Source organism: Bradyrhizobium sp. LTSP849, assembly GCF_000938255.1.
In the GTDB taxonomy this organism is placed as follows: Bacteria; Pseudomonadota; Alphaproteobacteria; order Rhizobiales; family Xanthobacteraceae; genus Bradyrhizobium.
This window is the reverse complement of sequence record NZ_JYMR01000011.1, coordinates 23,209-43,199: the sequence shown is the minus strand read 5'-3', so window position 1 is coordinate 43,199 and position 19,991 is coordinate 23,209. Positions and strand designations below refer to the sequence as shown.

Genomic DNA, 19,991 nt, shown 5'->3' with positions numbered 1-19,991 from the left:
TCATGCGCCTGTTTTGCCCGACAAGTCAAAGGATTTCGTAAAATCAGCAATGCATTGCGTTTGGCGGCAAGCTGTTGAAATTGCAGCATCCGGCTACTGTGCATGGGGTTGTTTTCGATATTTTGTTGTTACGCCCGGTCCGGCACGAGTTCGGTCAGCGAACGGATGATGCGGTCGGGCTTGACGGTCGAGCCCTCTGGCAGGCCCTCGCCATGCACGTCGATCCAGATCGCATAGATGCCGAGCCGTTGCGGCGTCACGACTTCCCATTCGAGGTTGTCGCCGATCATCCAGGTGTCTTTTGCGGTGACGCCGAGTGCGTCCATCGCGTGCAGATAGGCGCGCTCCTCGGGCTTGCCGAAACCGTGCTCGCCCTCGATCTGGATGTGGTCGAAGCGATGCGCGAGCTCGAAGCGCTCCACCTTGGCGCGCTGCATGTCGGCGGCGCCGTTGGTGACCAGCGCGAGCTTGACGCCGTGCGCCTTGAAAGCATCGATCGCATCATGCGCGCCCGGGAAGACGAAGATCGCTTCTTCGCGATAGGTGGTGAAGCGGTCGGCCAGGCGATCGGCAAGATCGTCGGAGAGGGCACGATGGCCGTTTGCGGCGAGCTCGGCGAAGCCGCCGCGCACCGTGAGCCGCCGCGCCTCGCCAAGCTTCATCCGCCACGCGGCTTCCGCGGTCGACCAGAATTGCCGCGCATAGGCCAGCACGGCCGCGGCGACCTGTTGCGGCGGCAGCGGTGCGAGCTCGTCGGCAAACTCGTTCGCGATCGTATTCCAGGCGATCTCGGGTCGGCCATAGGCCGACAGGATAGTGTCGTCCATGTCGATCAGCATGGCGCGGGGGAGCGGCTTCGTCTTGGGCGGCGTCATCGTCATCATGGCCATTTCACCTCCGGCGGCAGCGACGACAGGATCGAATCCACATTGCCGCCGGTCTTGAGCCCGAAGATGGTGCCGCGGTCATAGAGCAAGTTGAATTCGACATAGCGTCCACGACGGATCAGTTGCTCCTGGCGGTCTTCCGCGGTCCATGCGGTCGCGAAATTGCGTCGCACGATGTCAGGATAGGTGTTCAGGAAAGTACGGCCGACATCCTGCGTGAAGGCGAGGTCCGCGTCCCAATCGCCGCTGTCGTGCCAGTCGTAGAAGATGCCGCCGATCCCGCGCGCCTCTTTCCGGTGCGGCAGGTAGAAATACTCGTCGCACCATTTCTTATACTTGTCGTAGTCGGCGATGCCGTTCGGCTGCGTGCACGCCTCTTTCATCGCGGCGTGAAAGGCGATCGTGTCGGCATCGTCCTGCGTGCGCCGGCGGTCCAGCACCGGCGTGAGGTCGGCGCCGCCGCCGAACCAGGCCTTGGTGGTGACGACGAAGCGCGTGTTCATGTGCACGGCCGGCACGTGCGGATTGCGCAGATGCGCGATCAGCGAGATGCCGGAGGCCCAGAACCGCGGATCGTCCGCCGCGCCCGGAATCTGCGCGCGAAACTCGGGCGCGAACTCGCCGTGCACGGTCGAGCAGTGCACGCCGACTTTTTCGAACAGGCGGCCTGACATCATCGACATCACGCCGCCACCGCCGGGCGCGCCGCTGTGGTCGGTGCGCTGCCAGGGCGTGCGCGCGAAGCGGCCGGCCTCGCCGGGATAGAGGCTTTGCGGCGCGTCGTCCTCGAGCCGCTCGAAGCTCGCGCAGATGTCGTCGCGCAAGGATTCAAACCAGGCGCGGGCGCGCGTCTTGCGGTCTTCGATTGTCGATGCGTCCATCTGCATTCCTGTAGGGTGGGCAAAGGCGCCCTTGCGCCGTGCCCACCATCCTTCACCGTCGTCTTGAATGGTGGGCACGCTACGCTTTGCCCACCCTACGAAATCCTCGAAGTCTAATCTTGCGGACCGTAATAGGTGCAGCTCTCGTTGCAACTGTCGCGGTGGATGCTGACGCGGGTGAGCTGGCCGATATGCTGTAGCCGCTCCCAGACGAAGCGCGAGAGGTTTTCCAGCGTCGGCATTCCCAGCGCCTCGATCTTGTTGAGGAACTTGTGGTCCAGCGTCAGCCGCACGTCCTCGATCGCGCGCTGGAGCAGGCCGAGATCGACCACCATGCCGGTTGCAGGATCGGGCGTACCGCGCACTGTCACCTCGGCGCGGAAGGAGTGGCCGTGGATCTCTTCGCTGTCCGCACCAAAGGTCGTTCCCGACAGCGAATGCGCCGCCTCGAAGCGGAACGATTTCGTCAATTCCCACATCTGTCCGTCAACCAATCCTATCTGATGCCGAGCGATTTATGCGTCTGCACGCTGAGCCGCCATTGCGGATGGTGCAGGCAGTAATCGATGGCGCGTGCGGTGTTCTGGGCGACCTCGGGCCCGTCCATCGGTTGTAGCGAGAAGCGTTCGAAGGCGAGGCCCTCGAAAGTCTCCGGCGCTGCCAGCGCCTGCGGATAGACCAGCTTCAGCTCATGGCCGCGCTTCAGCACCAGCTCGCTGCCGCCCTTGGGGCTGACGCAGATCCAGTCGAGCCCCGCGGGCGGAGCAATCGTGCCGTTGGTCTCGACCCCGATCTCGAAGCCGCGGGCATGGAGCGCCTCGACCAGGTCGGCGTCCACCTGGAGCAGCGGTTCGCCGCCGGTCAGCACCACGTAGCGGTTGTCGGCCGTCGCACGCCATTGCGCGGCAATGGTGTCGGCAAGCTCCACGGCCGAGGCGTAGCGGCCGCCGAGCGTGCCGTCGGTGCCGACGAAATCCGTGTCGCAGAATTTGCAGGTCGCCTCGAGGCGGTCAGCCTCGCGCCCGCTCCAGAGGTTGCAGCCGGCAAAACGGCAGAACACGGACGCGCGCCCGGCATGGGCGCCTTCGCCTTGCAGGGTCAGGAAGATTTCCTTGACCGCGTAACTCACTCGTCTCTCCTCAACATATCAAACTTGCGGGTTCCGGACCTGCCGCAGCGCTTCGCCTGCGGCCATCGCCGCGGTCATGGCGACATTGAGCGACCGCAGCCCGGGCGTGATCGGGATCACCAGCCGCGCATCCGCGGCCTCGACCACCGCGTCGGTGACACCGGCGCTCTCGCGCCCGAATAGCAGGATGTCCGACGTCTGGTAATGAAAATCGCGGTAATCCGTGGCGGCCTTGGTGGTGAACAGCAGCAGCCGGGTGCCTTGCGCCGCGCGGCATTCCTCGAATTTCGACCAGGAGTCGTGGCGGGTCACACTCACATGGTCGAGATAGTCCATTCCCGCCCGGCGGAAATGTCGGTCGGAAACGGGGAAGCCGGCCGGTTCAATGATATGGGCAGCCATGCCCAGACAGGCGCAGAGCCTGAGAATCGTGCCGGTGTTCTGGGCGATGTCCGGCTGGAAAAGCGCGATCTGCATGTGTCGTGACCGGGTTGGTGCGGGTCGGAAATGTCTCATTAAAACATCGCTAGCCGCGGAATTCGTGCATTGCACCCTTCCGCGCCGTTAGCGGGCTTGCGCTCGCCCGGCAAGGGTGCCAATAGAACGATTCTGGACTGCTGTTTTCGCCTTGTTTTGGCGGGGACTAGCCAAGTTCTGCCGCCGCGGGGGGCCGCGGGCGCCGGCAGCCTGTTCTGGGGACCTTGGGGGCTCCTAGAGCGGTTCCACCGGCAGCATAAGAAGAAAGGGTTGGAATCGTGACGACAGCGTCTTCGGCGGACCATCCGACACGCCGTGATTTCTTATTCGTTGCAACGGGGGCTGCCGCAGCAGTAGGGGGCGCGGCCGCACTTTGGCCCTTCATCTCCCAAATGAATCCGGACGCCTCGACCATCGCCGCCGGTGCGCCGATCGAGGTCGATCTGACCCCGGTCGCCGAGGGGCAGGACATCAAGGTGTTCTGGCGCGGCAAGCCGATCTACATCAGCCATCGCACCAAGAAGCAGATCGACGAGGCGCGCGCCGTTCCTGTGGCGAGCCTGCCCGATCCGCAATCCGACGAGGCCCGGGTCAAAGCCGGCCATGACCAGTGGCTGGTCGTGATCGGCATCTGCACCCATCTCGGCTGCATCCCGATCGCTCATGAAGGCAATTACGACGGGTTCTTCTGCCCCTGCCATGGTTCGCAGTACGATTCGTCCGGCCGCATCCGCCAGGGGCCCGCGCCCGCGAACCTGCCGGTGCCGCCGTACCAGTTCGTTTCCGACACCAAAATCCAGATCGGCTGAGCTTCGGATCCTCCTCCGAAGCCTCGAACCGTCATGTCGTATTATTTCCTCAGGATCGCATCATGAGCGGACCATCCGACTACCAGCCGAGCAATCCGGCCCTGCAATGGATCGAGCGACGTCTGCCGATCCTGGGTCTCGTGCATTCCTCCTTCGTCGTCTATCCCACCCCGCGCAATTTGAACTACTGGTGGACCTTCGGCGCCATCCTCTCCTTCATGCTGGGGATGCAGATCCTGACCGGCGTGATCCTGGCGATGCACTACACGCCGCATGCCGATCTCGCCTTCAAGTCGGTCGAGCTTCTGGTCCGTGACGTCAATTACGGCTGGCTGCTGCGCAACATGCATGCCTGCGGCGCGTCGATGTTCTTCTTCGCGGTCTATGTCCACATGCTGCGCGGTCTCTACTACGGCTCCTACAAGGAGCCGCGCGAGGTGCTGTGGATCCTTGGCGTCATTATCTATCTCCTGATGATGGCGACCGGCTTCATGGGCTACGTGCTGCCGTGGGGCCAGATGAGCTTCTGGGGCGCCACCGTCATCACCAATCTGTTCTCCGCCATTCCTTATGTCGGCGAGAGCATCGTGACGCTGCTGTGGGGCGGCTATTCGGTCGGCAACCCGACGCTGAACCGCTTCTTCTCGCTGCATTACCTGCTGCCGTTCCTGATTGCGGGCGTCGTCGTGCTCCACGTCTGGGCGCTGCATGTCGCCGGCCAGAACAATCCGGACGGCGTCGAGCCGAAGACGGAAAAGGACACGGTGCCGTTCACGCCGCACGCGACCATCAAGGACGGCTTCGGCGTCGCCTGCTTCCTGTTGCTCTACGCCTGGTTCATCTTCTACATGCCGAACTATCTCGGCGACGCCGACAACTTCATTCCGGCGAATCCGGGCGTGACGCCGCCGCACATCGTGCCGGAATGGTATTACCTGCCGTTCTACGCGATCCTGCGCTCGATCCCGAACAAGCTTGCGGGCGTGATCGGGATGTTCTCGGCGATCATCATCCTGTGCTTCCTGCCCTGGCTCGATGCCGCCAAGACCAAATCGTCGAAGTACCGTCCGCTGGCCAAGCAGTTCTTCTGGATCTTCGTCGCGGTCTGCATCCTGCTCGGCTATCTCGGCGCGCAGCCGCCGGAAGGCATCTACGTGATCGCCGGCCGGGTCCTGACGGTCTGCTACTTCGCCTACTTCCTGATCGTGCTGCCGCTGCTCTCGCGTATCGAGACGCCGCGGCCGGTGCCGAACTCGATCTCGGAGGCGATCCTCGCCAAGAGCAGCAAGGCTGTCGCCTCGATCGCGGTCGCGCTCGTCGCCGCCGGCGCACTGTTCGTCGGCACGTTGCAAGATGCCCGCGCCGAGGAAGGCGGCCCCAAGCCGCCGGGCAACAGCTGGTCCTTTGCCGGCCCTTTCGGCAAGTATGACCGCGGTGCGCTCCAGCGCGGTCTGAAGGTCTACAAGGAAGTCTGCTCCAACTGCCACAGCCTGTCCTTCATCGCCTTCCGCAATCTCGGAGACGACGGCGGCCCCGGCTATTCGGTGGCGCAGGTCGCGGCCTTCGCCTCCGACTACAAGATCAAGGACGGTCCGAACGATCAGGGCGACATGTTCGAGCGCCCCGGCCGGGCGGCTGACTACTTCCCCTCGCCATTCCCGAACGAGCAGGCGGCTCGCGCGGCGAACGGCGGCGCGGCGCCGCCCGATTTGTCGCTGATCACCAAGGCGCGTTCCTATGGCCGCGGCTTCCCGCTATTCCTGGTCGACTTCTTCAGCCAATACCAGGAACAGGGCCCGGACTATGTCGCGGCCGTGCTGCAGGGCTTTGAGGACAAGGTGCCGGAAGGCGTGACCATCCCGGAGGGCTCGTACTACAACAAGTTCTTCCCGGGCCACGCCATCAAGATGCCGAAGCCGCTCAGCGACGGCCAGGTGACCTATGACGACGGCTCGCCGGCGACGGTCGCGCAGTATGCCAAGGACGTCACCACGTTCCTGATGTGGACCGCCGAACCGCACATGGAAGCGCGCAAGCGCCTCGGCTTCCAGGTCTTCATCTTCCTGATCATCTTCGCGGGCCTGATGTACTTCACCAAGAAGAAAGTCTGGGCCGACTCGCACTGAGCGGCGCACGCGAGACGAGAATGAAGAAGCCCCCGCGAGGGGGCTTTTTTGTTTGGGACACGAGCGTGTGTTGTTTGACGCGATTGCCTATCGCGCGCGCAACCGCCAAAATAGCTCCAACCGCTCCCCACAACATCGTCGGAGGACACCATGGGAACCGCAATCACCTTCAAGCGCCCGGACGGCAAGGAGGCCTCGGGCTATCTCGCCAACGCTGCGCGCGGAAATGCGCCAGGCGTGGTCGTGATCCAGGAATGGTGGGGGCTGTCGGACCAGATCAAGGGCCTGTGCGACCGCTTTGCGCTGGCCGGCTTCGATGCGCTGGCGCCCGATCTCTACAAGGGCAAGGTGGTGCCGTATCACGACACGGATGCCGCCGGCAAAGAGATGAACTCGCTCGACTTCATGGACGCCACCACGCAGACCGTGCGCGGCGCCACGCAATATCTGTCGCGCAACGGCGCCAAGGTCGGCCTGACCGGCTTCTGCCTCGGCGGCGCGGTGACCATCATCGGCTCGGTGCATGTGCCGGAGCTTGCGGCCGGTGTCGTATTCTACGGCATTCCGCCGGAGCAGGCGGCCAAGCCCGCCGACGTCAAGATCCCGCTCCAGGCCCACTTCGCCAACAAGGACGATTGGTGCACGCCGGAGCTGGTCAACGGCTTCGAGAAGGCCATGAAGGCCGCCGGCAAGTCGCTGGAGCTGTTCCGCTATGATGCCGAGCACGCCTTCGTCAACGAGCAGCGCCAGGCCGTGCACGACCGCGAAGCCGCCGAACTCGCCTGGGGCAGGGCGACGGAGTTTTTCCGGAAGCATTTGGGGTAGGGGCTTGCTGGCGGCGCCACAAATTCCGTGTCGTCCCGGCGAAGGCCGGGATCCATAACCACAGGATTTTGTCGCTAGGGCGAGCTGTCACTCCGAATCTTCGCAAAATTCAATTTTGTGGCTATGGGTCCCGGCCTTCGCCGGGACGACGGCGGAGATCGACGTCGACGGCTATGCGACGAGCAGCCACCCTTGACGCCGTCCCCCGGCCATGGTGAGTATCCCGCCCCATGAGCACCGCCGTCCGCCCAACTCGTCTTTGGTGGCGCACCTCCTAAGAGGTGGCCGGTGCGATTTCTTTTCCATAAATCGTCGAAGGTCGCCCACGCAGTGCGGCGGCCTGATCGTTTGTCCTGTGTGGCGTTCCCTCGGCAAGTTTCGTAAGAGGACCCCATGAACAGGACCGTATTTACCCTTCCGCCCAGAAGCGACTATGTGACCCGCGCAGGTCTCGCGGTCACGCGCGTGGCGGAGCAGTTTACCGGTGGTGCCAACCGGCTCGATGATCTCATCAGCCTGCTCGACCGCCGCCATGGCGTGGTGCTGTCGTCGGGCACGACCGTGCCCGGCCGTTACGAGAGTTTTGACCTCGGCTTCTCCGACCCGCCGCTCAAGCTCGAGACCGTCGGCATCAATTTCAAACTCGAAGCGCTCAACGAACGTGGGCGCGTGCTGATCGCCTTCCTCGCTGACGTGCTGCGCGAACCTTGCGTCGTGATCTCCGAGAAGACGCAATCGCACCTTGCCGGCCACATCATTCGTGGCGCTGCGCCGATCGAGGAGGATCAGCGCACGCGCCGCGCCAGCGTGATGTCGCTGGTGCGCGATCTCGTTGCCGCCTTCTCCGCCAACGACGACGGGCTGCTCGGCCTGTTCGGCGCCTTCGCCTACGACCTCGTGTTCCAGATCGAGGATATCGTGCAGAAGCGGCCGCGCGAAAAAGACCAGCGCGACATCGTGCTCTACATCCCCGATCGCCTGCTCGCCTATGACCGCGCCACCGGCCGCGGCGTGATGCTGACCTACGACTTCGCGTGGAAGGGCAAGTCGACGGAAGGCCTGCCGCGCGAGACGGCCGACAGCCCGTATCAGAAAACGCCGCGCCAGGGTTTTGCCGATCACGCCCCCGGCGAATATCAGGCCACGGTGGAGACCGCGCGCGCCGCCTTTGCGCGTGGCGATCTCTTTGAGGCCGTGCCGGGCCAGCTTTTCGCCGAGCCTTGCGACCGTTCGCCGGCCGAAGTCTTCCAGCGCCTCTGCGTCATCAACCCGTCGCCTTACGGCGCGCTGATGAATCTCGGTGACGGCGAATTTCTCGTCTCGGCTTCGCCCGAGATGTTCGTGCGCTCCGACGGACGCCGCGTCGAGACCTGCCCGATCTCCGGCACGATCGCGCGCGGCACCGATGCGATCGGCGACGCCGAGCAGATCCGCCAGCTCCTGAACTCGGAGAAGGACGAGTTCGAGCTCAACATGTGCACCGATGTCGATCGCAACGACAAGGCGCGCGTCTGCGTCCCCGGCACGATCAAGGTTTTGGCGCGACGCCAGATCGAGACCTACTCCAAGCTGTTCCACACCGTCGATCATGTTGAGGGCATGCTGCGTCCCGGCTTCGACGCGCTCGACGCCTTCCTCACCCATGCCTGGGCCGTCACCGTTACCGGTGCACCAAAGCTGTGGGCGATGCAGTTCGTCGAGGATCATGAGCGCTCGCCGCGGCGCTGGTATGCCGGCGCGATCGGCGCGGTGAATTTCGACGGCAGCATCAACACCGGCCTCACCATCCGTACCATTCGTATGAAGGACGGTCTTGCCGAGGTCCGCGTCGGCGCCACCTGTCTGTTTGACTCCGATCCTGCCGCGGAAGATCGCGAATGCCAGGTGAAAGCGGCGGCGCTGTTCCAGGCGCTGCGCGGCGATCCGCCAAAGCCGCTGTCGGCGTTTGCGCCCGATGCCACCGGTTCGGGCAAGCGGGTGCTGCTGATCGATCATGACGACAGTTTCGTCCACATGCTCGCCGATTATTTCCGCCAGGTCGGCGCCACCGTCACCGTGGTCCGCTATGTGCATGCGCTCGACATGCTCAAGCAGAAGAGGTGGGATTTGCTGGTGCTGTCGCCCGGCCCGGGCCGGCCTGAGGATTTCGGGATCAAGACAACCATCGATGCGGCGCTGGAGAACAAGCTGCCGGTGTTCGGCGTCTGCCTCGGCGTGCAGGCGATCGGCGAATATTTTGGCGGCGAGCTCGGGCAGCTCACCCATCCCGCCCACGGCCGGCCCTCACGGATTCAGGTGCGCGGCGGGCGGTTGATGCGCAATTTGCCGAATGAGATCGTGATCGGCCGCTATCATTCGCTCTTTGTCGAGCGCGACAGCATGCCGGAGGTTTTGTCGGTCACCGCCAGCACTGAAGATGGCGTTGCCATGGCACTCGAGCACAAGACGCTGCCGGTCGCCGGCGTGCAATTCCACCCGGAATCGTTGATGTCGCTCGGCAACGAGGTGGGCTTGAGGATTGTCGAGAATGCGTTCCGGCTGGAAGCGGGGACGAATTGAGGGCAGGATATTTCACACGCGTCATTCCGGGGCGCGGGAAGCGCGAGCCCGGAATGACAACTGAAACGAGACAGCCATGAATTTTGACCACGATCTGAAGGCGAGCGTCCGCACCATCCCCGATTATCCCAAGCCGGGGATCATGTTCCGCGACATCACCACGTTGCTCGCCGACGCGCGCGCCTTCCGCCGCGCGGTCGACGAACTCGTCAATCCCTGGGCCGGCAACAAGATTGACAAGGTCGCCGGCATGGAAGCGCGCGGCTTCATCATCGGCGGTGCGGTGGCGCATCAGGTCTCGGCCGGCTTCGTACCGATCCGCAAGAAGGGCAAGCTGCCGCACACCACCGTGCGCATCGCCTATTCGCTGGAATACGGCATCGACGAGATGGAGATGCATGTCGATGCCATCCAGCCCGGCGAGCGCGTCATCCTGGTCGATGACCTCATCGCAACCGGCGGCACCGCGGAAGGCGCAGTCAAACTGTTGCGGCAGATCGGGGCCAATGTAGTCGCCGCCTGTTTCATCATCGACCTGCCTGAACTCGGCGGCGCTGCCAAGCTCCGCGCCATGGACGTGCCGGTGCGCACGTTGATGACGTTCGAAGGGCACTGAGGATCGTCGTCGCTAGCGACGTTCAGATCGTCTCGGCCTTCAGCTCTGCCAGCCAATGCAGCATGCGCTCTTTGAGGAGCGCGTTGCGGACATAGGCGGTCTCCTCATCTTCCAGCCGCTCGCATTCGCCGAACGTTAGGCCCGCCTCGCCATGCGCGTTCCAGGCGGCCTGGAGAGTGCGGCAGGTGTGGCTGCCCTGGCGCAGCGAAAACCAGACGCGGTGCTGGATTGTCTCCAGGTTCGGAGCCTGGCCGACCCAGGTCTCGCCCGAGGCCGCGCAACGAACGACGTAGATGCCCGCAACGGTCTTGCGCTCCTTGTAGGCGGCGATGGCTGCTTTGCGGTCGATGCTCACGGGATGCGCCCTTGTTGAGGGGATGCTAATGGCTGCCCTCAATAAGCTCGATCCCGCTTGCAGTCAATATTATCCGGGTAAAATTATTGCCTAGGACCGTTGCAGGATCAGGCTGAGCTCGAGCTCCCGGAACGCGAGGTAATTCCGCCGGACCCATTGGTGCAGCTCGGTGGAGGAGTCTTTCTCCTGTCGCAGATAGCCGGTGAAAGAAAAGTTCAGCCGGTCGATATACGTCTTCAGGAACCCGGGCAGCGCCGGCAGGCGGAGCAGCCGGCCCTCGGCCATCGCGGGCGGCAACTCGCCGCGGATGATGAATTCATTGTCCACTGTGATCAGGTTCACCCGCGGGATCTGCTGCCGCAGCATTTCATGGGCACGGGCCGAGACGCGGTCGGTGTCGGCGACGAACAGGATCATCGGCGCGACATGCCGGCGCGCCGCCTCTTTCAGCAGGCCGATCTCGTCGGCCATCTTGAAGAACTCGTCGAAGGCGTGGAAGCCGAGGTCGATCACCTTGGCAAGCCCATCGTCGACGATGACGCGGTCCATCAGTTGCATCTTGCCGAACGTGTCGATCACATCAGCCGTTTCGGTGACCTTCGGCAGATAGTCGAGCAGCGACGGTTCCTTCAGATTGACGTCGAAGGCCGTGACGTTGCCGTTCTTGAGCAACAGGAATTCGCTCAATAGCCGCGCCAGCAGCGTCTTGCCGACCTGCGGGCGGGGCGAGCAGATGATGTAGAGGGGCGTTGCGGGCATCTTGCGCTACTATCTGAGCGAAACTCACCGCCCAATCCAGCCGTATCCGCACGCCGCTCGCAACTATTTTTCGCTGCTGCGGGCCCCGGATTTCGTCGAGCCGACGATGTCGGTCAGCCGGATCCGGTCGAACTCGCTCCAGACGTTCGCGAGCCAGTGCCGGACATAACCGCGCAGCACAAACGAATAGTTCGCGGCTTCGTCGTGAATGCCCTTGTTGGCGACGAATTTCAGGAACGGGACGGAGGACACTTCGACCTGCTCATAGGCCATTTCGTTGAGCTTGGGGATGGTCAGCTCGGTCGCATCCTTGATGCGGTTGAAATACGATTGGTAGGTCGCCTGGTCCCACTGGAAGAACTGGGTATCGTTGATGAAGTTCTTCACCAGGAAATATTTCGCGCCGCCCATGAAGCCCGCGGTCTCGGCGATCTCGTCGAGCGAGGCGATCGAGGGTCCGAGGATATGGAACACCGCGAAGGTGATCTGGCCGGCCTTGGCGGCGTCGAGGAAACCGATATCGCGCAGCGAGGCGAGCGCAGGCGAGAGCAGGCCGGCGCGGACGTCGATCACGGTGACCGACGGGCTTGTCGCGTTGAGCGTATCGAAGATCTTCATCTGATCGGAGGTCGTCGTCATGTCGACGATCTCGGTGATCTCGGGATGGAAGCGCTTCAGCGTTCCGCGTGGCGACTCCGTGTCGAAGGCACGGGTCGGTACGTTGTTGGCGGAAAAATAATCGAGCAGCGTGCGCGACACCGTGGTCTTGCCGACCCCGCCCTTGTCCGCGCCCACCACAACCACTGCCGGCTTTGCCATTGCTGTCCCCTAACGCGCGCCCCCGATTGCGAGGTTCGCAATCGGCCGGGCCCCAAATCGATGTCCCAAGGATGTCCCGAGTCTGCTGTTGGGCGCGAACATGGCAGAAACAAGGGAGAATTCAATTCCTTGGGGTTCGGTCGCGGCAATTTCCGGAGTTTTTCCCGATCGCCGCGAAACCGGCCGCAAGGCGCAGCAGATTGCACGCTCAGTGGCGGCCCCAAGGACCCATGGGATTGCCTTTGGGATTGCCGATGGGATTGCCCAGCGGATTGCCGGCAGAGGTTCCGGAGGGGCTTGGCGCGGGTACGGGCGGCGGACTGGGCCGGCTGCCTGCGTCGTTCCACGGTCCTTGTGGCAGCGGCGGAGGGGCGTCCTGCTGGTCGGCCTGTTGTTCTTCGGGCGCCTCCGCCTCTTCAGCGGGCGGCGGCAGCGGGCCGGGATCATGGCCGCCGGCAAACTTGACCAGCGCATCGACCCGGGACTGCACCGACGGGTGGGTCGCGAACAGATCGGCAAAGCCCTCGCGCGGATTGTCCAGGCACAGCTCCATTACCGCCGAGGTCGCGCCCGGCAGTTCGCCGCGATTCTCGATCTTGCGTAGCGCCGAGATCATGGCATCGGGATTCTTGGTGAGCTCGACTGAGCCTGCATCCGCCAGATATTCGCGCGAACGCGACAGCGCGAGCTTGACCACCTGCGACACCAGCCAGGCCACCACGATCAGCACGACCGCGATGATGATGACCACGATGGCGCCGCCGCCGGAGCTCTTGCTGTCACTCGATGACGAGGACGATCGTGACGACGAGGAGGAGCCCGACGACCACGAGCCGCCGGAACTCCAGCTCAAATTCGTGAACAGGCGGAAGAACAACTCGCCGAAGAAGCCGACCACGCCGGCGATGATGACGGCGACGACCATCAGCTGCACGTCGCCGTTCTTGATGTGGGTCAGCTCGTGGCCCAGCACGGCCTCGATCTCCTGATCGTTCAGTGCTTTCAGGAGGCCCGTCGTGACGGTGACCGCATATTGCCGCGGGTTGAGGCCGGTCGCGAACGCGTTCAGCGCCGGGCTTTCCATGATCTTCAGCTTCGGCATGGTGATGCCGCGCGAGATGCAGAGATTTTCGAGCAGATTGTAGAGCCGCGGCTCTTCCTGACGCGTGACGTCATGGCCGCCGGTCACCGCGTCGATCATCGACTGGTGGAAGAAATAGGCGATGATGATCCAGGCGACCGCCGCGACCGTCGCAAAGGGCGCGGCTTTGAGCAGGTCAGAAAACGCGCGGCTCAGATAATAGGCGACCGTCTCATTGCCGTTGATGACGACTTCGGCGACCAGCGCGCCGGCATAGACCAGCACATAGACCAGCGCAAACAGGCCGGCGAGCAGCAGCATCGAACGAAACTTGTTCGAGGCGATGTGCGTGTAGAGACCATACGCGGCCATGGCGCGCTGTCCTGCCGGCCTATCGGCTCAAATCAGAACTTCACCTGTGGCGCTGCCTCGACCTCGGTGCGGCTCGCGCCGAGATCGAAGAAGTCCTTCTTGGTGAAGCCGAACATGCCGGCGAACAGCGCGGCGGGCATCTGCTGGATGCCGGTGTTGTATTCCTGGACCGCGTTGTTGAAGAAGCGGCGGCTCGCCGCGATCTTGTTCTCGAGGTCGGAAAGCTCGCTCGCGAGCTGCTGGAAATTGGCGTTGGCCTTGAGGTCGGGATAGGCCTCCGACAGCGCGATCAGCCGACCGAGCGCGCCGGAGAGCTGGTTCTCGGCCGCGGACACCTGCGTCGGTCCTTGCGCCGACATCGCCGAATTGCGCGCCTTGATGACGTCGTCGAGCGTGCCGCGCTCATGCGACGCGTAGCCTTTCACCGTCTCGACCAGGTTCGGGACCAGATCGTGACGCTGCTTGAGCTGCACGTCGATATCGGCAAAGGCCTGGCTGACACGCTGGCCCAGCGCCACCAGCCGATTGTAGGCGCTGAAGGCCAAGAACACGAGGACGACGATAACGCCGAGAACGATCCAGCCGGTCGACATGGAGAACTCCTGAAGGGATTAAGGCGGGCAGCGTAACCCAAAACGGGGCCGGGCGAGAGCCCGGCGCGGAGGAAAGGTAAGACTTGGTCGAATGGGGAGCCATCCGAGTTCAAGGCAAAAGCGGGTAACGAGGTTAACTTTCGGCCATGACGGCATCGCCCCAGCGCCAGCGCCGGGCATCCGCATAGGCAGTCTTGTCGCGTCGCAGCACCTTGGTGATGGTGAGGGTTTCCTCGGTGCAGAGCTTTGCGGTGATCTCAGCCTTGCCGATATCCGGCGGCGCCAGCACGCGCGCGGCGCGCGTTGCGGGCGGCGTGCGGGTCAGGGCGATGAAGATGAATCGTTCGTCCTCGAACGGCACCTCGGCGCCCTTGATCTGGCGGTGCGCCTGCGAGCGCGGCAGGCGCTGGGAGAAATGGCACCAGTCGGGTGCCGTGAGCGGGCAGGGCTTTTCGTGCGGGCAGGGCGCCGCGACGAAGGCACCTGCCGCGATCAGTTGCTGGCGCAGCGCGAGGATGCGTGAATAGCCGGCCGGCGTGCCGGGCTCGATCACGACCAGCGCGTGGCGGGCTTTGGACCACATCATTTCCGTGAGCGCGCGCTGATCGTGCTCACCGAGCTCGCCGATCAGGTAGCTTGCGATGACGATATCGGCGGGCGAGATTTCCGCGAGGTTCGCGCCGGCGTCGCCCGGCAGATAGCGGCAATCGCCCAGTCGCGCGCTGTCTTGCGCAAGCTCGAGCGCGAGCCGGCTCAGCGTGCCGTTGGCATCGAGCAGGGTGAAGGATTGCAGCGACGAAAAGGCCTCCGCGGCCGCCCAGCTTGCAGTACCCGGACCTGCGCCGACATCGAGCAGCGTCTCCGGCGCGAAGTCCGGCACGATCTCGGTCAGTGCGTTCAGGCTGGCGGCAACGGCAGCGTAGGTGGCCGGCATGCGCGCGAGCGCATAGGCGAGCGCGTCAGCCTCCGACTTGATCGTTCCGGAGCCGCCGCCCGAGCGATAGGTGTTCGAGATCTTCTGCGATCGCTGTGCGGCGTCGGTTCGCGAAAAGCCCTGGAGCTTGCCGTCGAGGGCGGCCTTTAGTTCGGCAGGGAGGGTGGGAGCGATCATCATCCGCGGTCATGCCCCGCGAAGGCGGGGCATCCAGTATTCCGAGATAGGGCCGTCAGCCGAGAAGCCGCGGCGTACTGGATCATCCGCTCCAGTGCGCAATTTGCGCACAAGGCGGATGATGACGTCAATGGTTGCCGAACGCGCGCGGCCTCACGCCACGTTCTGGTCGAGAATGTCCACGGCCTCTTGCAGGTTCACCGAGACGAGCTGCGAGACGCCGCGCTCGGCCATGGTGACGCCGAACAGCCGGTTCATCCGCGCCATCGTGATCGGGTTGTGCGTGATGATGACGAAGCGCGTGTCGGTCGAGGCGGTCATCTCGTTCAGCAGGTTGCAGTAGCGCTCGACATTGTGGTCGTCGAGCGGCGCGTCGACTTCGTCCAGCACGCAGATCGGCGAGGGATTGGTGAGGAACACCGCGAAGATCAGCGCCATCGCAGTCAGCGCCTGCTCGCCGCCCGAGAGCAGCGACAACGTCTGCGGCTTCTTGCCCGGCGGTTTGGCGATGATCTCGAGACCGGCTTCCAGCGGATCATCGCTCTCGATCAGATGCAGTGCCGCCTCGCCGCCGCCGAACAGCTCGACGAACAGCCGCTTGAAGTGGCTGTTGACCACCTCGAACGAGGTCAGCAGCCGCTCGCGCGCCTCCTTGTTGAGGCTCTGGATGCCCTGGCGCAGCCGTTTGATGGCTTCGACGAGGTCGTCGCGCTCGGTGGTGAGGCTGGTGTGCTGGGTCTCGACCTCGCGCAGCTCTTCCTCGGCGCGCAAATTGACGGCGCCGAGGCGCTCGCGGTCGCGGCGGAGCTTCTCCAGCTCTTCCTCGGTCTCGCCGAGTGGCGGCAATTCCGCGCCGGGCTCGATCTCGGCAAGGCCGGCGACGGCCTGCGGCTCGACCTCGAGCATGTCGCGGATTTCGCGCTCGATGTCGTCGAGGCGGCGCCGCGCGCCTTCCATGCGTTCTTCGGCGCGTGCGGTCGCCTCGCGCGAGCTCGACAACGCTTCGAGCGTCAGCTTGGCGGCACGATCGGTCTCCGCCATGGCGGTTTCGGCGGAAGCGAGCGCGTCGGCAGCGACGCGGCGGTCGTTCTCGGCATATTCGATCTCGGTGATCAGCGCGCTGCGCTTCTCCGCGAACACGGCGGGCGCGTTCTCGAGATCGCTGCGTTCGATCGAGACTTCGGTGATGCGGGCCTGGATGGTGTCGATATGGGAGGCCGCGCTGCCCTTGCGGTTCTGCCACTCGGTGCGCTCAGCGAGGATCGCCTGCACGCGGCGGTCGGCAAGCTCGGCCTCGCGCGCCAGCGCCTGCGCCTCGGCGCGCACTTGGGCGGCCATGCGGCGATGGCCTTCGATGTCGCTGCGGACTGCGGCGAGACGGATCTCGGCGTCTTCGCTGGGCGGCAGCTCGGAGATCGCGGCGGCGGCGTATTCATGCGCGGCCTCGGCCTCGGCGCGGTCGGCGGCGAGGCGGCTGTGGGCCTCGATCAGCGCCGATTTGCGGGCGGCATGACGGTTGATCTCGCGCTCGGCGGTGGCATGGCGCTCGCGCGCGGTGTTGAGCTCGCGCTGTGCGGCGCGCCAGGCTTCGCGCGCAGCACCTTCGGTGCTCGCGGCCATCTGCAATTCGGCTTCGGCGTTCTCCAGCGCCTGGCGCTGGATCTGCGCGTCGATGCGGGCCTGCTCCAGCTCGTTCTCGAGGTCGACGAGGCGGGCGCGCTCGGCCAGCCGCCGTGCGGCGCCGGTCGGGGCGTGAGCGGCGGCGACAAAGCCGTCCCAGCGCCAGACGTCGCCCTCGGGCGACACCAGCCGCTGGCCGGTCTTGAGCTGCGAGACGAGCTCGGCGCCACGCTCGCGCGGCACCACGCCGATCTGCGCCAGGCGGCGCGCCAATTCAGCGGGCGCCTGCACGTGGTCGGCGAGCGGCACGACGCCCTCGGGCAGCGCCGGATCGCCTTCGGTGACGCCTGCATTGGTCCAGCGCATCGGCGCCGACGGATCGACGGGTGCATCGAGGTCGTCGCCGAGGGCTGCGCCGATCGCTTTTTCAAAACCCTTGTCGACGGTGATGCCGTCGATGATCGGCGGCCACAGATTCTTGGTCTCGCCGTTGACGATCTTGGAGATCGTGCGCGCCTCGGTCTCGAGCCGCTGCACGCGCTTGTCGGCCTCGTTCAGCGGTGAGCGCGAGGATTCCAGCGTCTGGCGTGCGGCGACATGGGCGGATTCGCTCGCCTGGGCGGCCGCTTCGGAAGCCGCCAGCGTCTGTTCCGCGTTCTCGACCGTCGCGGTCAGCTCGTCGAGGTCACCGAAACCGCCGGTCTCGTCAGCAAGCTTCTGCTCTTCGGCCGCGACATTGGTGATTTCCTGGTCGAGCCGGGCGAGCTTGTCGCGGTGGGTGCGGACATTGGCCTCGAGCTGATTGCGCTTGGCGGTGAGGTCGGCGAGCGCGGTGGTGAGCTCGGAGAACTGGCCCTCGGCTTCGGTCAGCGTCGCTTCTGCTTCAGAGACGCGCTCGTCGACGCCGGAGCGCTTCTCGACGCGCGACTTGATCTCTTCCTTCAGCTCGGCGTCTTCGGTGTCGAGCCGCTCGAGCGCGACATCGGCATCCATGGTCTGCTGCTGGGCCCGGGCGATGTCGCCTTCGAACTGCGCCAGGCGGCGCTCGAGCTCGGCGACGCGCTCCTTGGCGCGCTCTTCCTCGCGGTCGAGCAGTTCGCGCGCATTGGTGAGGCGCTGAAGGCCTGCTGCGGCGCGCGCTTCCGCGTCGCGCAGCGCCGGCATTTCGGCGGCACGAATCGCCTGGATGCGGGCCGCTTCGGCCTGATGCTGGGTGCGCTCGGCCATCTCGCGGACCGCGAGATCATGGGTCTGGCCGGACTCATTCACGTCGGCGTGGGCGCCGATCCAGCGCAGATGGAACAGGGTGGCTTCCGCCTTGCGGACTTTGGATGCGACCTCGCGATAGCGCACGGCCTGGCGGGCCTGCTTCTTGAGGCCTTCCATCTGGCCCGCGAGCTGGCCGATCACGTCCTCGACGCGGGTAAGGTTGGTTTCGGCCGCCTTGAGCCGCAGCTCGGCCTCGTGGCGGCGGGCGTGAAGACCGGCGACGCCGGCGGCGTCTTCCAGCACGCGGCGGCGCTGCTCGGGCTTGGCCTGGATGATTTCGCCGATCTTGCCCTGGTGGACGAGGGCGGGCGAGCGCGCGCCGGTGGCGGCGTCCGCAAACAGGATCTGCACGTCGCGGGCGCGCACGTCGCGGCCGTTGATGCGATAGACCGAACCGGCCTCGCGCTCGATGCGGCGGGAGATTTCGAGAAGCTGGCTGTCGTTCACCGCCGCAGGCGCAGTGCGATCGGCGTTGTCGATCGTCATCGTCACTTCGGCGTGGTTGCGCGCGGGACGATTGCCGGAGCCTGCGAAGATCACCGCATCCATGTCGGCGGCGCGCAGCGATTTGTACGAGGTCTCGCCCATCGCCCAGCGCAACGCCTCGACGAGATTCGACTTGCCGCAGCCGTTGGGACCGACCACGCCGGTCAGGCCGGGCTCGATGACGAAGTCCGTGGGCTCAACGAAGGACTTGAAGCCGTGTAGGCGCAGGCGGGTGATTTTCATAAGCACGCATCTCTTTTGGCAGGCGCGAATCCCCCTGCCGGGACAATACCATGGAAGGCAGTGTCGCTATCCGGGCGAGTCGCGCGAGGCGCCTCATGCGGTCGGACAATGGCCGCGGTGCGCCGCGAGGGCAACCTGCGAAAGCCGCTTTTCCCAAGGGATTTATGCCGGGAAAGATACGGCTTTTGAGATGCGAATCAGGACCTTGACGAGCGAATCAGCTCTTCAGCAGCGGATTGATCTTCTTGGCGAATTCCTCGAACGAGGTCTCGCCTTTGATTTTCTCGCCGTTGACGAAGAAGGTCGGCGTGGAATCGACCTTCAGAACGTCGCTCGCATATTTCTGGTCGGCGGCGATCTTGTCGAGCAGCGCCTGATCCTTCAGGCAGGCTTCGACCTGCTGCTGGGTGAGGCCGGCCTGCTTGCCGATCCGCGCCAGTGTCTCAGTGGTGTTCTTCATCACCCAGTCGTTCTGCTGGCGGAACAGCATGTCGGTGACCGCAAAATATTTCGGCGCGTCGCCATTGGCGATGCAGCGCGACAGCATCGAGCCGGCGGCGGCTTTGATGTCGAGCGGGAATTCGCGGAAGATGTAACGCACCTTGCCGGTGTCGATGTATTCCGACTTGATCTTGGGGAACACCTGCTCGTTGAAGGCCGCGCAATGCGGGCAGGTCATCGAGGCGAATTCGGTGATGGTGACGGCGGCGTCCTTCGACCCGAGCGCCATGTCGGGCAGCGACACCGGCTTCGCGACGTCAGCGGCGGCCTGGGCCATGGCTTCGGAGATGAACCGCAGCGGCGAGAGCCCGGCGAGCGCGGCAAGCCCGGTCAGCGACAGCATCGTGGTGAAGGCGCGGCGGGTGATGATCAAGGTCGGCTCCCGGGATTGGCGTGGTCTCGCCCGGTTCCCTTCCCGAGCGGCCTGTCGCTAGCTTGAAACGTCGTTTGAGGCAATGGCGCGCCGCAAGGAC

The 19,991-nt window shown here is 64.6% G+C and carries 18 protein-coding genes; 5 read left to right on the top strand and 13 right to left on the bottom strand.

The window, feature by feature from the left end:
- Positions 1–128 precede the first annotated feature (128 nt).
- The 5 genes from UB31_RS08905 to UB31_RS08885 form a co-directional block, all read right to left on the bottom strand.
- Positions 129–890, bottom strand: a complete 762-nt coding sequence (locus tag UB31_RS08905) for an HAD family hydrolase (protein ID WP_197087333.1) — start codon at positions 888–890, stop codon at positions 129–131.
- Positions 881–1,768, bottom strand: coding sequence for an oxygen-dependent coproporphyrinogen oxidase (gene hemF / locus UB31_RS08900; protein WP_045005315.1), 888 nt, complete (start codon positions 1,766–1,768; stop codon positions 881–883). Before hemF ends, UB31_RS08905 begins: the two co-directional genes overlap by 10 nt.
- A gap of 113 nt (positions 1,769–1,881) precedes the next feature.
- Positions 1,882–2,247, bottom strand: a complete 366-nt coding sequence (locus tag UB31_RS08895) for a 6-pyruvoyl trahydropterin synthase family protein (RefSeq protein WP_045005239.1) — start codon at positions 2,245–2,247, stop codon at positions 1,882–1,884.
- Positions 2,248–2,264: 17 nt separating this feature from the next.
- Complete coding sequence (queE, locus tag UB31_RS08890) at positions 2,265–2,897, bottom strand: 7-carboxy-7-deazaguanine synthase (RefSeq protein WP_045010607.1); 633 nt, start codon at positions 2,895–2,897, stop codon at positions 2,265–2,267.
- Positions 2,898–2,915: 18 nt separating this feature from the next.
- A complete protein-coding gene (locus UB31_RS08885; RefSeq protein ID WP_045005234.1) occupies positions 2,916–3,374 on the bottom strand; it encodes a tRNA (cytidine(34)-2'-O)-methyltransferase in 459 nt (152 codons plus the stop codon).
- A gap of 278 nt (positions 3,375–3,652) precedes the next feature.
- On the opposite strand from UB31_RS08885, the gene petA reads away from it, so the two are divergent.
- From petA to UB31_RS08860, 5 genes are all read left to right on the top strand, one after another.
- Entirely contained in the window at positions 3,653–4,183 is a 531-nt protein-coding gene (petA, locus tag UB31_RS08880; RefSeq protein ID WP_082078448.1) for a ubiquinol-cytochrome c reductase iron-sulfur subunit, read from the top strand.
- Between the two features lie 62 nt (positions 4,184–4,245).
- Positions 4,246–6,309: a cytochrome b/c1 gene (gene fbcH, locus UB31_RS08875; protein WP_045005231.1), complete on the top strand. Its 2,064-nt coding sequence runs from the start codon at positions 4,246–4,248 to the stop codon at positions 6,307–6,309.
- 150 nt (positions 6,310–6,459) lie between these two features.
- Positions 6,460–7,134 carry a dienelactone hydrolase family protein gene (locus UB31_RS08870; protein WP_045010606.1) on the top strand — a complete coding sequence of 225 codons (675 nt, stop codon included), beginning with the start codon at positions 6,460–6,462 and terminating at the stop codon, positions 7,132–7,134.
- A gap of 393 nt (positions 7,135–7,527) precedes the next feature.
- Positions 7,528–9,693 carry an anthranilate synthase component I gene (locus tag UB31_RS08865; protein WP_045010605.1) on the top strand — a complete coding sequence of 722 codons (2,166 nt, stop codon included), beginning with the start codon at positions 7,528–7,530 and terminating at the stop codon, positions 9,691–9,693.
- Positions 9,694–9,769: 76 nt separating this feature from the next.
- Positions 9,770–10,309: an adenine phosphoribosyltransferase gene (locus tag UB31_RS08860; protein WP_045005226.1), complete on the top strand. Its 540-nt coding sequence runs from the start codon at positions 9,770–9,772 to the stop codon at positions 10,307–10,309.
- 22 nt (positions 10,310–10,331) lie between these two features.
- Here UB31_RS08860 and UB31_RS08855 read toward each other — a convergent pair whose 3' ends face one another.
- From UB31_RS08855 to UB31_RS08820, 8 genes are all read right to left on the bottom strand, one after another.
- On the bottom strand, positions 10,332–10,664 hold the full coding sequence (locus tag UB31_RS08855) for a GIY-YIG nuclease family protein (protein ID WP_045010604.1): 333 nt from the start codon (positions 10,662–10,664) through the stop codon (positions 10,332–10,334).
- 90 nt (positions 10,665–10,754) lie between these two features.
- On the bottom strand, positions 10,755–11,423 hold the full coding sequence (locus tag UB31_RS08850; RefSeq protein WP_045005224.1) for a hypothetical protein: 669 nt from the start codon (positions 11,421–11,423) through the stop codon (positions 10,755–10,757).
- A 63-nt stretch (positions 11,424–11,486) separates the two neighbouring features.
- Entirely contained in the window at positions 11,487–12,242 is a 756-nt protein-coding gene (locus UB31_RS08845; protein WP_045005223.1) for a P-loop NTPase family protein, read from the bottom strand.
- A 208-nt stretch (positions 12,243–12,450) separates the two neighbouring features.
- Entirely contained in the window at positions 12,451–13,695 is a 1,245-nt protein-coding gene (locus UB31_RS08840) for a M48 family metallopeptidase (protein ID WP_045010603.1), read from the bottom strand.
- Between the two features lie 32 nt (positions 13,696–13,727).
- Positions 13,728–14,288, bottom strand: a complete 561-nt coding sequence (locus UB31_RS08835; RefSeq protein WP_045010602.1) for a LemA family protein — start codon at positions 14,286–14,288, stop codon at positions 13,728–13,730.
- 133 nt (positions 14,289–14,421) lie between these two features.
- Positions 14,422–15,402, bottom strand: coding sequence for a small ribosomal subunit Rsm22 family protein (locus UB31_RS08830; protein ID WP_045005220.1), 981 nt, complete (start codon positions 15,400–15,402; stop codon positions 14,422–14,424).
- A 150-nt stretch (positions 15,403–15,552) separates the two neighbouring features.
- Complete coding sequence (gene smc, locus UB31_RS08825; RefSeq protein ID WP_045005219.1) at positions 15,553–19,017, bottom strand: chromosome segregation protein SMC; 3,465 nt, start codon at positions 19,015–19,017, stop codon at positions 15,553–15,555.
- Positions 19,018–19,234: 217 nt separating this feature from the next.
- Positions 19,235–19,891, bottom strand: coding sequence for a DsbA family protein (locus UB31_RS08820; protein WP_045005217.1), 657 nt, complete (start codon positions 19,889–19,891; stop codon positions 19,235–19,237).
- Between the last annotated feature and the right edge of the window lie 100 nt (positions 19,892–19,991).

What these genes read in the sequence shown, in the direction of transcription:
- UB31_RS08905 (WP_197087333.1), bottom strand. Translation starts at nt 890, where the DNA reads ATGGCCATGATGACGATGACGCCGCCCAAGACGAAGCCGCTCCCCCGC.
- hemF (WP_045005315.1), bottom strand. Translation starts at nt 1,768, where the DNA reads ATGGACGCATCGACAATCGAAGACCGCAAGACGCGCGCCCGCGCCTGG.
- UB31_RS08895 (WP_045005239.1), bottom strand. Translation starts at nt 2,247, where the DNA reads ATGTGGGAATTGACGAAATCGTTCCGCTTCGAGGCGGCGCATTCGCTG.
- UB31_RS08885 (WP_045005234.1), bottom strand. Translation starts at nt 3,374, where the DNA reads ATGCAGATCGCGCTTTTCCAGCCGGACATCGCCCAGAACACCGGCACG.
- fbcH (WP_045005231.1), top strand. Translation starts at nt 4,246, where the DNA reads ATGAGCGGACCATCCGACTACCAGCCGAGCAATCCGGCCCTGCAATGG.
- UB31_RS08870 (WP_045010606.1), top strand. Translation starts at nt 6,460, where the DNA reads ATGGGAACCGCAATCACCTTCAAGCGCCCGGACGGCAAGGAGGCCTCG.
- UB31_RS08865 (WP_045010605.1), top strand. Translation starts at nt 7,528, where the DNA reads ATGAACAGGACCGTATTTACCCTTCCGCCCAGAAGCGACTATGTGACC.
- UB31_RS08860 (WP_045005226.1), top strand. Translation starts at nt 9,770, where the DNA reads ATGAATTTTGACCACGATCTGAAGGCGAGCGTCCGCACCATCCCCGAT.
- UB31_RS08850 (WP_045005224.1), bottom strand. Translation starts at nt 11,423, where the DNA reads ATGCCCGCAACGCCCCTCTACATCATCTGCTCGCCCCGCCCGCAGGTC.
- UB31_RS08845 (WP_045005223.1), bottom strand. Translation starts at nt 12,242, where the DNA reads ATGGCAAAGCCGGCAGTGGTTGTGGTGGGCGCGGACAAGGGCGGGGTC.
- UB31_RS08840 (WP_045010603.1), bottom strand. Translation starts at nt 13,695, where the DNA reads ATGGCCGCGTATGGTCTCTACACGCACATCGCCTCGAACAAGTTTCGT.
- UB31_RS08835 (WP_045010602.1), bottom strand. Translation starts at nt 14,288, where the DNA reads ATGTCGACCGGCTGGATCGTTCTCGGCGTTATCGTCGTCCTCGTGTTC.
- UB31_RS08830 (WP_045005220.1), bottom strand. Translation starts at nt 15,402, where the DNA reads ATGATGATCGCTCCCACCCTCCCTGCCGAACTAAAGGCCGCCCTCGAC.
- smc (WP_045005219.1), bottom strand. Translation starts at nt 19,017, where the DNA reads ATGAAAATCACCCGCCTGCGCCTACACGGCTTCAAGTCCTTCGTTGAG.